Below are 13,417 nucleotides of genomic sequence, written 5' to 3'. Positions count from 1 at the left end.
CCTCCACCCGCCCGAACGCCGCGTCCGCCACCTCCACGGCCACGTACAGCTCGGCCACCCGCGCGCCCGGCGTCGTAACCGTGCCCGCAGAACGACGAAAGACCAGCCAGGAACATTCCTAGCTGGTCTTCGCAGTGGAGCCGCTTTCGGGATTCGAACCCGAGACCTACGCATTACGAGTTGTCCGATCTTGGTCCGGGCGCATCCGCAGGCGTCCAGGAGGGGGGCTTCGCGCCTGGTCAACACAAGGAAGCAGTCCTTCACGGACAGTTGCGGACGGATATGGAATGAGCGGTAATCGAGCCCACCGCTGAGACCACGCCTTCCTAAGGCTCGCGCTTCCAGGTACACAGGGGACACCTGAGTCGGTCGGTTCGCTATCCGTCCACACGGGCAACCGAGCCCTGCCGCACCCCTCGTCACCCAGGTCTGCTCCGCCACTAAGCCGACCCGATCATGGCGCCTCAGCAGCCTTCCGCAGCTGTCTACTCTCGCGACGAACCAGACACCCAGCCAAGGACGCCGTTACCCTCTGCGCATGAGCCAGCGTTTCTACTTCCGTGATGCGCCCGACCCGCAGACCGACACACTTGAGCGTCGGCAGTTCGCAGAGCGCGCAGTGCGAGCCCTCCGGGAGGTCCGGCGGCAGAGCGAGAGCAGTGTGGCCGGACTGATCGCACCTTGGGGTGCAGGAAAGTCAACTGCGCTCTCCATGATTGTCGAAGGGCTCAAGGAGCACGACCCCGATCCATGGATCGTCGTTGACCTCAACCCGTGGCTCTACAGCGATGTAGATTCGCTTCAGCTTGGGTTCTTTGTCGCTCTCCGTGAAGCCCTTCCATCAGGGAACAAGTGGAAGCGCAGCAGAGAGCACGTAGGAAACTTCTTCACAGCCATTTCTCCGGCAGGGAAAGTCAACGGATTGGTAGGGGTGGATGCGAGTTCCGCTCTAGAGGCCCTTGGCAAAAAGATTGCTGGCGATACGAGCGCAAACGCACTCAAGGAAAAAGCCGAGGAAGCACTCAAGGGGCTGGAAAAACCGATCCTATTCGTAATGGACGACTTGGATAGGTTGACTCCCGATGAGCTTCTCATGGTTTTCAAACTGGTACGACTCGTCGGTCGCCTCCCAAACGTCTACTACCTACTCGCATATGACGAGAAGACTCTTTTGGATCTTGTCCAACAGACCAATATTGCATCTGGCAACAGAACGCGCGCCCGCGACTATATGGAAAAGATCATCCAGGTGCGACTTGATGTGCCGGCAATGCGCCCCGAGCAGAAAGCAGAACTAATTAATTCCGCCATGGCGGAAGTCATGGGCAGATATGAGATCGAGGCCAGCGAAGAGGACAACGAACTATTCAGCAGAGCTTACAGGGGCTACATGAGCAACACCCTCACGACCCCTCGGGCAATCAATCGCTACTTCGCACAAATTGACGCCTTGTACGAGACGCTAAACAAGGAGGTTAACTTTATCGATTTTTCCTTGATTACATTCATCAGGACCTTCGAACCAGAGGTTTACAAGAATCTGACCGGTCCTTGGCGTGCGGAAATCATGGGCGAGCTTCAAGCGTATATCAAAATCCGAAAAGAGGGTGCCGCAGAAAGGGAAGCGCGATGGCATGAATTGCTGCTGAGTGCACATGTTAACCCGTCCGATCTCTCGGGCCTGTACGAGCTATTGACCTCCCTGTTCCCTAACCTGAGGCCAGAACTCTCTTCTTCCCAGGTACGCGAAGTCACCGCACAGCGCCGCGGTATCGGTGACCGAGATTACTTCGAGCGCTACTTCGCTTTCGGCGTTCCCGGTGGTGACATCCCCGACACTGCGCTGGAGAACCTGATCCAAGGCATGAATGAATCGCCCGACGCAGAAGGAATTAGAGCCATCCTTGTGGCCCTCAAATCCAACACCGCCAGGGCTTGCCGTAAACTACGCCGTTGCCTTCCTGGCAATCGAGAGGCTGCTGCTCAGCTGTTGCCTCACCTTGCAGATATTTATGCGAGCACGCTCCATGAATTCTTCTCAGTTGACGGCAGCCCGATGATCAATTTGGAGCAGACGGCCCAACTAGCACTGTCCGAAATCGCCGTCGAGAAAGTCGAAGACACAATCAACGCAATGAACGCTTTTCCCTTCGGCGCAATACTTGCTTCCAACGCTGTTCAACGACTCAAGGAAGAGCCAAGCTCTAACTTCGATACGCTTCTCCTCTACACATCACGCGTACTGGAAGAGCGCGTTGGAAAGTTGCTCACGCGCGATCTTGCGACTGTATCCACTCACGACTTCAGGCATGTCTTCCACTGGCGAGCCATTGCAGGGAAAGGCGTCACTGATCCTAGACTAAAGAGCGCGCTTGTAGACGGCCCGTGGACCGCTCTTGACTTCGCCGCTCGCAATATCTCTGTGGCAACCAGCGGTCAAGTGGAAACTCTTGCAGACCTGAGCTTCGAAATCCTCGACGAAGTGATCGGCCTGGAATATTTCTATCGCGAATTGGCGGATGCTATCGATGCAACAGACGAACCAGTCCTGAGGCATCACTATAGCGATACGATCGACAATCGACGCTTGTTGGCGCTAAGCTTTCTGCGACATCGCCGTGATAGTGCCCCACATATGCCTGGCAACGACTAGTGAGCACGCGGGATTGATGCCCACCACTTGCTATCAGCGCGACCAGAGCGGAGATGAAAATAAAATGGGGCCTAAGACAACCAAGGTTTATGAAACGCTACGTGAGCGTCTCGCGACCGGCGAGTACGCCCCCGGGGACAAGCTCCCTTCGGAGCGCACGCTGGTCGAAGAGCTGGGCATCGGCCGGACAGCGCTTCGGCAAGTGCTCGCTCGTCTCGTCGCTGAGGGAGCGCTGGAGGTACGGGGGCGCAGTTCGTACCGGGTCCCGGGTGCGGTGAGCGTCGAACGGCCGGAGGGGCTGGAGCCGTGGCGCATCCATGGTGAGCGGGACCTGTACGACAACCGGTGGGTCAAGCTTCAGCTCTGGGACGTGCAGCCGCCTGGTATGGAGCCGTTCGAGCACCACGTGGTGAGGCTGCACCACGTGGCGGTGACCGCGGTCCTGGACGATCAGGACCGCGTGCTCATGATGTGGCGGTACCGATTCGTCCCCCAGCAGTTCGGCTGGGAGCTCCCCGGCGGCATCGTTGACGAGGGCGAGGACCCGGCGGACACAGCCCTACGCGAAGTAGTCGAGGAAACCGGCTGGCGGCCGAAGTCGCTGGAGCACGTGGTGACCTACCAGCCGATGGTGGGCATGGTGGACTCGCCCCACGAGATCTTCGTAGGTCACGGGGCCGAGAAGGTCGGCGAGCCCACTGATCTTGAGGAAGCCGGGCACATCGAGTGGGTTCCCCTCGCCGACGTTCCTGGGCTGATGGCTCGCGGTGAGCTGATGGGGTCGGGCACCCTCGTTGCCCTGTTGCACATCCTGGCGAGCCGGCGCGGGCCTGGGGTCACAACCGGGCGCTGAGAAGGTCGATGCGACGGCGCTGCCGCACCGAACCAGTGCGGCTCGCCAGTAGCCGCGCTTGACGCAGGTGGGTGTTCGCGTCGTCGTATTCCGCTCGGGTGAGGTGTGCGTGGGCCAGGTCCGCGTGCATCCCCGCCCGCGCCCGTACGAACGTCGGGTCAACCACTTCCAGAGCGGCGTACAGGTCGGTCACGGCGTCGTCGTCACCCAGCAGGCTGAGGACGTTGCCGCGCCATCGAGTGAGGTGGGCGCCGTTCAGGAAGATGCTCAGCATGTCGGGATCCCGGTCCTCTGGCCCTGAGGGGATCTGCCCCATGGCCGCGTCCAGAGCCTGCCTGGCCTCGTCCGGCAGGCCGGCGTGCGCGCACAGCTCTGCCTCAGCCGCGTGGAGCCACGCCCACAGCCGCGGTGAGCCACCGCGGCCTAGTACCCGCTGAGCGTCGCGGATCAGTTCCAACCCCAGCGCCGGCCGGCCCGCCTCGCACAGCACGTACGCCTGCTCCCCCATGGCGTGCGCGAGGTACATCGGCGCCTCTGCGTCGCGCGCCGCCCGCTTCGCCAACTCGTAGTGCCGCCAAGCACGCTCGACCGCGCCCGCGTCGATGGCCTGCCACGCCGCCAGTGTCGAGGCACCAGCCAGTGCCAGCGCCACCGGCCGGCGGGCGTTGGGGAGCACGGCGAAGTTCAGAGCGTCTTCGAGCGCGGACAGGTGGCCCGTCATCTGGTCGATCAGGTGGGCGGCGCCCAACTGTCGGTCCATCGTGCGGAGCAGCTCCGTTTGGTCGTTGAACGCCTTGACCATGGGCTCACTCACGCTGCTGGCCGAGTCGATCCGGCTGAGAAGATCGTCGTATCCGTCCGTGACCGGCATCGAGGTGATCGCCGGCGCGTCCCTCAGCTCAGCATCTGTGACGCCGAGAAGCTGACGCAGGATCGCCGCGTAGTGGTCTGAGATCTTGCGCTTGCCGTTCTCCCACTCGGACACGTACACCCGCAGACTCGCGGTGGATGCGACATCGGTGATGTGCCGCCGGGCGTACTGCTCGATCTCGCGAACCAGTCGCTCCTGCGACCAGCCGCGCGCCGTTCGCGCGCTTCGAAGTCCTGTGCTCACAGGCCACCGTCCGGCGATCGTTCCTGTCAACTGACCCTCCCAGCATGCCGCACGTCAGTGCAGGTCAACAGGGGTTAACCAGACGGGAGTTAAGTCCTGTTGGCTACCACTCCCCCGCCTCGAACGGTCTCCTGGAGATGCACAGCGGAGGGCGATCGTCACTCGAATTGGCGAGACACCTTGACTCTGGTGCGCACCAGATGCAATCTACTGGTGCGCACCAGTTACAGCCTCACGGCCGGTCGCTGGTGCGCACCGAGCGAGCCTCAACGGCGCGGTCGGTACAGGGCGGAGGACGCTGCAAGACCGCCCGGCAAGGCCAGGGGACAGGGCTTCGACCCGACTGGCGAGGTGGCCCGGTGACCGCGAGCAACGGCCGGAGGGTGGGGCTTTAGGCCCCCTTGCAGTGTGTTTTCCCCCTTCCGCCGAGCGACAGGAGATCTCCGATGCTTCAGCGAATGCTTTGGGCGCCGCCGTGATGGACCGGCCGGCGGCGCCTGCGAGGTAGTTCGGTCCGTTCCTGAACCGCAGCGCTGACGCTGCGGCCGGCTGCCTCTCCCGTCCGTCCGGATCGCGCACTGCGCGGGGCCGTACGGGCGGGAGCGCGGGGAGCCGGATGTTCCGACTCCAACGGCGAGCGGCCCCCGGGTGGCACCCCGGGGACCGCGTTCGGGCCGTTCCCCTGCGAGAGGAACCACGACCCATGAACGACATCGTCACTGTTCAGGACGCTGTTACGGCGTTCGCGGACTGGATCGAGCCGACGGCTGCGGAGCTGGACGCGGTCGAGGCGGAGATGCCCGTCATCCTCGCGGACGTCGAACTGCTCGACGCGCACATCGTCACTCTCGACCGCACCCCGACCGAGCTGGACGCCCGCCGCATCCGCCGCGCCCGCCGCCGGGCGCTGGCCGCCCGCGTCGCGCTGCTCAACCGCGCGGCCGGCATGAGCGTGCCGGGCGGTGCGGCGTGAGTGGACAGGAGACGCCGCGCAAGTTCACCGCGCAGATGTCCGTACGCGCCGGGCGCTGGCGTCTGTACGTGGTCCTGCTGAACACGACCGAGCGGTGGCCCGAGCACTGCTTCAGTCGTCCGCTGCCGGTGCCGACGTTCACGGAGCGCGCGGACGCGCTCAAGGTGCTCGGGTTCGAGCCGGCGCCGGGTGCCGAGTGGGCCTGGACCGAGGACACCGAGCGGCCGGATGACCCGGCGTCGGCGGTTGTGCTGATCGCCGCGACGCGGGTGCGTTCATGGACAGGGGCGGGCCAGTGAACGCCGCTCATGTCCGTTCAGCGGAGCGCGCTTTGTCGGCCGGTACGTGGCTGATCGTGGGCGGCGCAATGCTGTATTCGATCCTCACGGTCACCCCGCTCGCTGCGGCGCACACGCCGGACGAGTGGGACTGGACCGCGCCGATTCTGCCCCTCGTGGTCGATGCCGCGGTCGTCATCGTCGTCCGTCTGGACGCCGTCCTGGCCCGGCTCGGAGGGCACGGTGGCCGCTGGCCCGTCGCCCTGCGATGGATGACCGGCGCGATGACCCTCGCGCTCAACATCGCCGACTCCGCGCTGAAGAAGGACCTGGTCGGCGTGGCCGTGCACGCGGTGGCACCGCTGCTGCTGATCGTCACCGCAGAGACTGGGTTGGCCTACCGCCGCGCCATCGCTGCCGCCGTCACGGCACTGGAGGAGCGGCAGCGCGCCGAGCGCGAGCGGGCCGAGGAGGCTCGTCGCGAGCGAGAGGAGGCCGCCCGCCGGCAGGCCCGCGAGGAGCGCGAGCACGCCGCGGCCCTGACGCGTGAACAGCGTGAGCACGAAACCCGGCTCGCCCGCGAGCAGGCAGAGCGGGAAGAGCGGCGCCGGCGCGAGGAACGCGAGCAGCAGGCCGCCCGCGAGCAGGCGGAGCGGGAGGAGCGTGAACGCCGTGAACGCGAGCGTGAACAGCGTGAGCGAGAGCGCGAGCGGGCCGAGCGGGAAGCCGCCGAACGCCGCGAGCGAGAGCGCCGCGAGCACGAGGAACGTGAACGCCGTGAGCGCCAAGCTCGTCAGGAGCGGGCCGAGCGTGAACGGACCGCGCTGCTGGAGCGTGGGCCGGCTGCGGGCAAGCTTCCGGAGGACGAGGCGCGGGCGATCGTGGCCGCCGCGTTCGGCGCCGGGCTGCCGGTACGGGCCGCGGCCGAGTTGTGCGGCTGGTCGGTGGGGTGGGTGTCTGCCCGTTACGCCGAGCACCGCGACCCGGCGGCGCGCAGTGCTGAGCTGGCCATCGCGAGCGGCTGATGGGCGCCATCCCGGTCTACCGGTGGCGGCTCGCCCCGGACGGGTTGGCCACCCGTCGCCAGCTGCGCGCGGCCGGTTTGCGGCCCGGCGGTCAGGACGTGGCCGCTCAACTGGAGCGCCCGCGCCGGCGGCGCGGTCCGCTGATCGCCTACCTCTACCGCATCGAGCAGGCCAAGCCCGTACGGCCGATGACGCCCGCGAGGTGGGCGGCGCTCGCCAAGGCGAATGCCGCCCGCCGTACCTGCCCGCAGTGTGAGCAGGACGCCGGATACGTCATCCCGCCGTCGCTCGGCACGTGCGTGAGCTGCGCTTATCCCGGCGGCCGAGTCGCCGCCTGACGCGCGCCGCACCCCTCCCCTTCTGCTCCGACGAGGAGTTTTGCTGTGTCCAGTCGTATTCGTGCCCGCGGCGCGAAGACCGCCGCGAGCGTCCACACCGTCCACATCCCGCGGCAGCGTGGCCGCCGCGGTGCTCAGCCGTTCGTGGTCGTCGTGCCTGAGCGCCCGTCCTTGATCCGCGAAGCGCTGGGCGCGTTCGGCCGTGTGCTGTGGCGGTTCCGCGGCGCGCTCGCCCCGACCACGCTCGCCGTGCTGGCCTGGCCCCTGACCGCCATCCTGCACGCGGTCGCCTGGTGGTCCGGGCTGCTGCTCGCCCCGCTCGCGGTCCTGCCGCTGCTGTGGCTGCTGGTCATGCAGCGCCGTCGCCCCGCCCGCGCCGCCGTTCTGGCTTGGCGAGGCGGGCTCGCCTCTCTGGCCGCCGTCGCCGGCGCGTGGGTGGCGCTGGCCGCCGGGTTCGGGCCGCTCGCCGGACCGCTGGCGCTGTTCTGGCTGCTCACGTGGCTCACCGCGCAGACCGCCTGGCTCATCGTCCGCCGCACGCACTGACCCGAGGAGACAGGTCTTATGGCAAACAACGCTTCCGCCAACCGCCAGGCCCGTCAGGGTCGGCAGGCGAGCCGCCCGCAGACCAATGCGAACAGCAACAAGAGCGACAAGTTCGCGAGCGCCGGCGCCGCCGCGGGCGGCTTCATCGGCGGGCTGGGCAGTTCCTTCGCCCCGCCCATCAACATCAACGTCAACCGCACCGTCAACAACCACGGCAGCGGCTCGGGCGGCACCGGTCGTCCGCACGCCGAAGCGCTGCTTCCCGCCCCGGAGTTCACCTCCCCGGCACAGGTGCGCAACTACTGCAACAGCCTGCGCGCCGCCGCGGTGACGCTGTCCATCGAGGTGGCGATGGGCTCCGAGATCCTCAAGGGCGTGCTGGCCGCGGTGCCGGACCCGCAGGGCCGCGCGTTCGGCTCCCGCCTGCGGGCGCAGAAGGTGGCGCGCAAGATGCAGCGCTCCGCGGACGCGCTGCGGGACGCGGCGAAGAACGCCGCCGCCTGCTACGCGGTCTTCCAGCAGGAGTACGAGGAGGAGATCAACCGCGTGCGCCACCGTGCCCGTCGGCCGCAGGTCCCGCAGATCAACTGGGCTCAGCAGTAAGGGGGCTGGCAGATGGTTGAGCGTACGCAACAGCAGCAGCTCGCCGAGCTGCTGGAGATGCAACGCCAGGGCGGCTCGGACGCGGGTGGGGTGGGCAAGTACCTGCTGCACCGGGCCAAGCCCCACCTGCCCCCGTGGCTCGGCTGGGCCGGTACCGGTCTGGCCGGCGCGGTGGGGCATTGGCGGTGGGCCGACAGCGCCGCCGCCGGCGTCGGACTCACCCTCGCTTCGGTCGCGCTGAGCGGGGCGGCCTGGTGGGCCGGCAAGGGCACGAGTCAGCAGCGGCGCCTGCACTCGGCCATCACGGTGGCCGCCGGCTCCGCTTGGGTCACCGCCGCTTGCCTGGCCGGGCCGACCGCAGGTCCGATCGATGACCTGTACCTGATGGCCGGTCCGGCTCTCGCCCTGTCGTGGAACGTCCGCATGGTCCTGCGCCACAGCCCTGACACGGTCGCCGGCGAGAGCGGGGACAAGGGGCTGCTGGAGAAGGTGGGGCTGGCACGGGCGCAGATCGGCGCAGCCAGGGTGGAGCCGAACCGGGTCACCGCGCCGGTCGCGCTGGAGGCGGGCGAGCAGACCAACGACGACGTGACCAAGGCCCTGGCCCGGATCGCATCCGCGTTGGACCTGCCGACCTCCGCCGTCCGCTACACCCCCAACCCTGCCTCCGCCCGCCGTGGCGAGCTGGTCATCGTCCCCGAAGACATGCTCGCCGAAGTCGTGGAGTGGGAAGGGCCGTCGAACCTGGGCGGCTCCATCGCCGAGCCGCTGAACGTGGGCCGCTACGACGACGGCGCCCCGCTCGAACTCTGGCTCCCGGGTGACCCGGAGGCGGGCCGCAACTCCACCCACCTGCTCATCGCGGGCGGCACCGGCTCCGGCAAGGGCGACGCTGCCCTGAACCTGTTGACGGAGATTCTGTCTCGCCGGGACGTGCTCGTGTGGTTCTCCGACCCGAAAGCGTTCCAGGACTTCGCCCCGCTGCGGCCCGGCATGGACTGGTCTGCCGAAGGCGGTACCCAGACCGAGGTCCTGGTGGCCGCGGTCGAGGCCGCCATTCCCGCGCGCACGCGCTGGCTGGGTGCCCACGGCTACCGGCAGTGGGCCCCTGCCGCCGCGCAGGTGCAGAGCGACCCGGAGCACACCTGCCGGCCCGACGGCCGGCCCTGCGGCTGCCCCGGCATGCCGTTCCTGGTCGCATGGTTCGAGGAAGCCGCCAACACCTTGCGAGCGCTGGGAGACGACGCCTTCACCGGGATTGCTCAGGAAGCCCGCTCTGCCGGTATCTCCCTGATCGTCTCCCTTCAGCGGCCGTCCTACGACCAGATGTCCACCAGCACCCGCGCCTCTTTGCCCTCCGTGGTGGCGCTGGGCTGCGACGCCCGCGACGAGGGGTTCGCGCTGCCGGACGAGGTACTAGCCGCCGGCGCCCACCCGGGCGCGTGGGGCAACCGCAGGCCCGGCTACTGCTACGTCGTCTCCCCCGGCATCCCCGAGGAGCGCTACCCCTCCCCCGGCCGCACCCGCCGCTTCACGCACCGCGCCGTGCCGGTCATGGAACTGCTCGCCACCTGGGCGCAGCGCAACGGCGCCACCGCCGACCCTGTCACCGCCGGCGCCGCCACCGGCGTGGCCGGCACTGCCTACACCGGCCACACGGCCAACGCCGACCAGCAACCGGCCGCGCTCCGGGCCGTCGAGGAGGACGACATGGACCACGGCGGGCTGCTGGTGGACCCGGAAGACCAGCACATCGACCCCGAAGCGGACCTTCCCGAGGACGAGCCGGGCGACGACGCCCCGCTGTTCGCTCCGGAGCCGGGCCGCAAACCCTCCCCCGAGGAGGCCCGCCGGCTGTTCGCCCGCGCGCTGGAGGACTTCGAGCAGCAGGGGCAGATGATCGTCGGTCCGAAGGACTTCATGGACTGGTGCGAGCGGCACAACCTCTCCCGCCCGTGGGTGTCCGAGCGGCTGAAGGAAGCCGCCATGGACGGCCGCCTGGAGCCGACCAACACCACCGGCCGGTGGCGCATCGTCCCTGCCCTGACGGCCGCCTGACACCTGACACCGTCACGCCCGCCTGACAGCCAAACCCCTAGGCAAACCCGCTGTCAGAAACGCGTGACGCCCCCTCCGTGACACCCCCTGACACCTGGCGCCTGCCGGCCCGCGCCCTTGCGCGCCGCGGACCGGCAGGCGCTCCCGAAGGGAGCACCATGCACCGCTCCGAGCGACCCGCCGCAGTCGAGATCCACCACCCCCAGACCATCGCCCCCACCGTCCACCCCGCGCACGTTGTGCCCGTCCAGCCGGGCGCCGTGCCAGCGGTGGCGAGCGTCGTCCTGCCGGACGGGCGGGTCGTCACCGGCTACGCCGTCCACCCCGCACAGCCCGAACCCGTCGCGGTCAAGCCGGCCGTCTCCCGCACGGCCGTGAACATCGCCCTCGGCGGCATCGGCTTCGGCGCGGTCTGCGGCGGGCTGTTCCTCCTGACCGCCTTCATCGCCGCGCTCACCGCGTTCATCACCCAGCTCATCATCCTGGCCGCCGTCATCTTCGGCGGCTGGATCGCCGTGCAGGTCTTCGGCCACCGCTCCCGCAGCGGAGCCGGGACCACGGTGAACATCCGTAAGGCCGTGATTAAGCGCAACCAATTTCACGGCTGATACAACTTGGCGCCCCGGCGGGCGGCGCCTACCGCCGGGGCGCCGATCATTAGTCCCCCGCCGCACCGGTCTTGCGGACGATCAGCACCGAGATGGCGCGGGCATGGTTAGCCATCGCGCGCAGGTGGTCAGTGATGGTCTCCGCCGGCTGCTTCGCCGACGTGCCGCACGGCGCCACAGGGTCGGACGCGAGAGCGATGAGCGAGAAGCACCCCACCGTGACGGGCACGGTCTGGGCAATCAGGTCAAACATGGGTTCCCCCCTTGAGTGGCGTGAATAGTGATGTGCCGGGCGCCTCGGCACACATTCAGGATCACCATCGGGAAACCAAGATCGCAAACAGCCTTTTTCGCAATCGCGGAGAGTTTTCCAGGGGGTTGAGGGTGGTTACGGTCGTAGACCGTAACCACCCTCAACCCCCTGGATCTCCGCGACGCACCGGAAAGCGCCATAACGGTTATGTAACAGCTAACTGGCCGTCAAGTTGCCGCAGTTCAGAGCGGTTTAACGTCCAGCGGATTTTTCGACGTCCCTCTTGGCATACGCCAAGGGCGGCCCCCCATTCCGCCAAGAACCGGGGCCGCCCTCGTCCACTTGCCCTCAACAGACCTGTGGAGGTCTCCAGCATGACCCAACCCACCCCGATCCGGCGAGTGCCCGGCCGCAGGCCGAGCCTGCTAGACCTGTACTGCTGCCAGGGCGGCGCCGCCAAGGGCTATGCGGATGCCGGGTTCGACGTGACCGGCGTCGACAAGGACCCCCAGCCTCGCTACCCGTACCGGTTCGTCCAGGCCGACGCCATCGCCTACGCCCTGGAGCACGGTGCGGAGTTCGACTTCATCCACGCCTCCCCGCCGTGCCAGCACGACACCGACTGCCAGCGCATCCAGGGCCGCGAGCACCCGGACCTGATCGCCCCCACCCGCGCCGCCCTGGAAGCCGCCGGGCGGCCGTGGGTGATGGAGAACGTGGGCGGCGCGCGGCCCAAGCTGCACTCTCCGGTGATGCTGTGCGGGCAGATGTTCGGTCTGGCCAACTACCGGCACCGGTTCTTCGAGTCCGGCGGCGGCTTCACCCTCACCCAGCCCGATCACCCCGCGCACACGGTGCCGCAGGCCAAGATGGGCCGCCCCATCCCGCCCGGCCACTTCGGCCAGTTCGTCGGCAACTTCTCCGGCGTCCCCCTCGCCCGCAAGGTGCTGGGGGTCCCGTGGATGAACCGCGACGGCATCCGCGAGTGCATCCCGCCCGCCTACACCGAGCACATCGGCCGCGCCGCCCTCGCCCACCTCGCCACCGCGCTGGGGGTGGCCGCATGAGCGGGCACCTGATGCACGCCGCGTTGGAGGCTGCCGCACGCGCCTGGCACGTCTTCCCGCTGCGCCCCGGCACCAAGCGGCCCGCCCTTCACGGGGAGACCTCCTGCCCCCACACCGGGCCGTGCGCGAGCGGCCACCTGAAGTGGGAGCAGCGGGCTACCACCGACCCGGACCGCATCCGCGCCGCCTGGTCGCGTGCCCCGTACAACGTCGGTATCGCCACCGGCCCCTCCGGGCTGGTGGTCATCGACCTGGACACGCCAGAGCACAAGGGCTATTCGGACGCACCTGACGGCGCGACGACCTTTATGGCGCTCTGCGAGCGCGCCGGACACGCCGTCCCCGACACCTACCGCACTCGGACCGCCAGCAGCGGAATGCACCTGTACTTCACCGTCCCGGACGGAGCGCGGTTGACCAACACTGCGGGCACCGTTGCGGACTCGGTGGACACCCGCGCGTGGGGCGGCTACGTCGTCGCTGCCGGCAGCGTGCTCTCCGCCGGCACTTACGAGGCCCTGAACAGCGCCGCGGCCATCGTTCTGCCCACCTGGCTGCACGCCGTTCTCCAACCTGCCCCCACCACTCCCTCGGGACCGCTCAGGCTTCCCGCGGTGGACGGGAGCCGCGCGGCCTTGGCTGCACTTGAGGCGGAGTGCGCGGTGGTCGCCGCCGCTCCGGACGGGCTCCGCAACGTCACGCTGAACCGGTGCGCGTTCAAAGTGGGACGGTTCGTCGCATGGGGCGACCTCCCCCGGCAGGTGGTAGAGGACGCCTTCCAAGGGACGGGAGAGGCCCGGGGGCTGACCGCTGCCGAGTGCCGCGCCACGATCCGCAGCGCCCTGGACAGCTCCCTGCGCAAAGCCCGTCCCCGGGAGGCGGCATGAGCCCCCGTCCAACCTCCCCCTTGGAAGGCCAGTCCTTCACCCCCGCCGGCCCCCATGCCGCCGAACCCGCCGTATCCGCGGTGGGCATGGGCGAGCCGAAAGGCGCCGCCCGTCAGGGCGTCCCTTCTGCTGTTCGTCCTGACTCGCGCCGGGGAGACGAC

Annotated in this window: 14 protein-coding genes; 12 read left to right on the top strand and 2 right to left on the bottom strand. The window is 68.1% G+C overall.

The features are described 5' to 3' along the window. Positions 1-538: 538 nt before the first annotated feature. Positions 539-2,653, top strand: a complete 2,115-nt coding sequence (locus K7787_RS21360) for a KAP family P-loop NTPase fold protein (RefSeq protein WP_223002587.1) — start codon at positions 539-541, stop codon at positions 2,651-2,653. A gap of 64 nt (positions 2,654-2,717) precedes the next feature. Further along, positions 2,718-3,506 carry an NUDIX domain-containing protein gene (locus K7787_RS21355; protein ID WP_223002586.1) on the top strand — a complete coding sequence of 263 codons (789 nt, stop codon included), beginning with the start codon at positions 2,718-2,720 and terminating at the stop codon, positions 3,504-3,506. Here the strand turns inward: K7787_RS21355 and K7787_RS21350 are convergent. Next, positions 3,490-4,620, bottom strand: a complete 1,131-nt coding sequence (locus K7787_RS21350; RefSeq protein WP_504740002.1) for a helix-turn-helix transcriptional regulator — start codon at positions 4,618-4,620, stop codon at positions 3,490-3,492. The two genes, K7787_RS21355 and K7787_RS21350, sit on opposite strands and share 17 nt — an antisense overlap. A gap of 703 nt (positions 4,621-5,323) precedes the next feature. Here K7787_RS21350 and K7787_RS21345 point away from each other — a divergent pair. The 8 genes from K7787_RS21345 to K7787_RS21310 all read left to right on the top strand — a co-directional run bounded on the left by K7787_RS21345 (position 5,324) and on the right by K7787_RS21310 (position 11,049). Continuing rightward, on the top strand, positions 5,324-5,593 hold the full coding sequence (locus tag K7787_RS21345; protein ID WP_223002585.1) for a DUF6284 family protein: 270 nt from the start codon (positions 5,324-5,326) through the stop codon (positions 5,591-5,593). After that, positions 5,590-5,892, top strand: a complete 303-nt coding sequence (locus tag K7787_RS21340; RefSeq protein WP_308036420.1) for a DUF6303 family protein — start codon at positions 5,590-5,592, stop codon at positions 5,890-5,892. Before K7787_RS21345 ends, K7787_RS21340 begins: the two co-directional genes overlap by 4 nt. Next, positions 5,889-6,896, top strand: a complete 1,008-nt coding sequence (locus K7787_RS21335; protein ID WP_223002584.1) for a DUF2637 domain-containing protein — start codon at positions 5,889-5,891, stop codon at positions 6,894-6,896. Before K7787_RS21340 ends, K7787_RS21335 begins: the two co-directional genes overlap by 4 nt. Then, on the top strand, positions 6,896-7,234 hold the full coding sequence (locus K7787_RS21330) for an RRQRL motif-containing zinc-binding protein (RefSeq protein ID WP_223002583.1): 339 nt from the start codon (positions 6,896-6,898) through the stop codon (positions 7,232-7,234). The genes K7787_RS21335 and K7787_RS21330 overlap by 1 nt, the downstream gene beginning before the upstream one ends. Before the next feature lie 45 nt (positions 7,235-7,279). Further along, the gene (locus K7787_RS21325) at positions 7,280-7,780 is read left to right on the top strand and encodes a hypothetical protein (protein WP_223002582.1); all 501 of its coding nucleotides are present in this window, start codon (positions 7,280-7,282) and stop codon (positions 7,778-7,780) included. Positions 7,781-7,798: 18 nt separating this feature from the next. Beyond that, on the top strand, positions 7,799-8,383 hold the full coding sequence (gene traA / locus K7787_RS21320) for a plasmid transfer protein TraA (protein ID WP_223002581.1): 585 nt from the start codon (positions 7,799-7,801) through the stop codon (positions 8,381-8,383). 57 nt (positions 8,384-8,440) lie between these two features. Beyond that, entirely contained in the window at positions 8,441-10,441 is a 2,001-nt protein-coding gene (traB, locus tag K7787_RS21315) for a plasmid transfer protein TraB (protein ID WP_223002601.1), read from the top strand. A gap of 158 nt (positions 10,442-10,599) precedes the next feature. Beyond that, positions 10,600-11,049: a hypothetical protein gene (locus K7787_RS21310; RefSeq protein WP_223002580.1), complete on the top strand. Its 450-nt coding sequence runs from the start codon at positions 10,600-10,602 to the stop codon at positions 11,047-11,049. 49 nt (positions 11,050-11,098) lie between these two features. Here the strand turns inward: K7787_RS21310 and K7787_RS21305 are convergent, their stop codons facing one another. Continuing rightward, positions 11,099-11,302, bottom strand: coding sequence for a hypothetical protein (locus tag K7787_RS21305; RefSeq protein ID WP_223002579.1), 204 nt, complete (start codon positions 11,300-11,302; stop codon positions 11,099-11,101). Between the two features lie 374 nt (positions 11,303-11,676). Between K7787_RS21305 and K7787_RS21300 the strand changes: the two genes are divergently transcribed. Beyond that, positions 11,677-12,369: a class I SAM-dependent methyltransferase gene (locus K7787_RS21300; RefSeq protein WP_223002578.1), complete on the top strand. Its 693-nt coding sequence runs from the start codon at positions 11,677-11,679 to the stop codon at positions 12,367-12,369. Then, entirely contained in the window at positions 12,366-13,256 is an 891-nt protein-coding gene (locus tag K7787_RS21295; RefSeq protein ID WP_223002577.1) for a bifunctional DNA primase/polymerase, read from the top strand. Before K7787_RS21300 ends, K7787_RS21295 begins: the two co-directional genes overlap by 4 nt. The last annotated feature ends 161 nt before the right edge of the window (positions 13,257-13,417 follow it).

Origin of the sequence: Streptomyces sennicomposti, from assembly GCF_019890635.1 — a bacterium.
GTDB lineage: Bacteria > Actinomycetota > Actinomycetes > Streptomycetales > Streptomycetaceae > Streptomyces > Streptomyces sennicomposti.
Note: the sequence above shows the minus strand (reverse complement) of the source record. Positions and strands in the feature narration are given on the sequence as shown.

What these genes read in the sequence shown, in the direction of transcription:
- K7787_RS21355 (WP_223002586.1), top strand. Translation starts at nt 2,718, where the DNA reads ATGGGGCCTAAGACAACCAAGGTTTATGAAACGCTACGTGAGCGTCTC.
- traB (WP_223002601.1), top strand. Translation starts at nt 8,441, where the DNA reads ATGCAACGCCAGGGCGGCTCGGACGCGGGTGGGGTGGGCAAGTACCTG.
- K7787_RS21360 (WP_223002587.1), top strand. Translation starts at nt 539, where the DNA reads ATGAGCCAGCGTTTCTACTTCCGTGATGCGCCCGACCCGCAGACCGAC.
- K7787_RS21310 (WP_223002580.1), top strand. Translation starts at nt 10,600, where the DNA reads ATGCACCGCTCCGAGCGACCCGCCGCAGTCGAGATCCACCACCCCCAG.
- traA (WP_223002581.1), top strand. Translation starts at nt 7,799, where the DNA reads ATGGCAAACAACGCTTCCGCCAACCGCCAGGCCCGTCAGGGTCGGCAG.
- K7787_RS21295 (WP_223002577.1), top strand. Translation starts at nt 12,366, where the DNA reads ATGAGCGGGCACCTGATGCACGCCGCGTTGGAGGCTGCCGCACGCGCC.
- K7787_RS21330 (WP_223002583.1), top strand. Translation starts at nt 6,896, where the DNA reads ATGGGCGCCATCCCGGTCTACCGGTGGCGGCTCGCCCCGGACGGGTTG.
- K7787_RS21305 (WP_223002579.1), bottom strand. Translation starts at nt 11,302, where the DNA reads ATGTTTGACCTGATTGCCCAGACCGTGCCCGTCACGGTGGGGTGCTTC.
- K7787_RS21345 (WP_223002585.1), top strand. Translation starts at nt 5,324, where the DNA reads ATGAACGACATCGTCACTGTTCAGGACGCTGTTACGGCGTTCGCGGAC.
- K7787_RS21300 (WP_223002578.1), top strand. Translation starts at nt 11,677, where the DNA reads ATGACCCAACCCACCCCGATCCGGCGAGTGCCCGGCCGCAGGCCGAGC.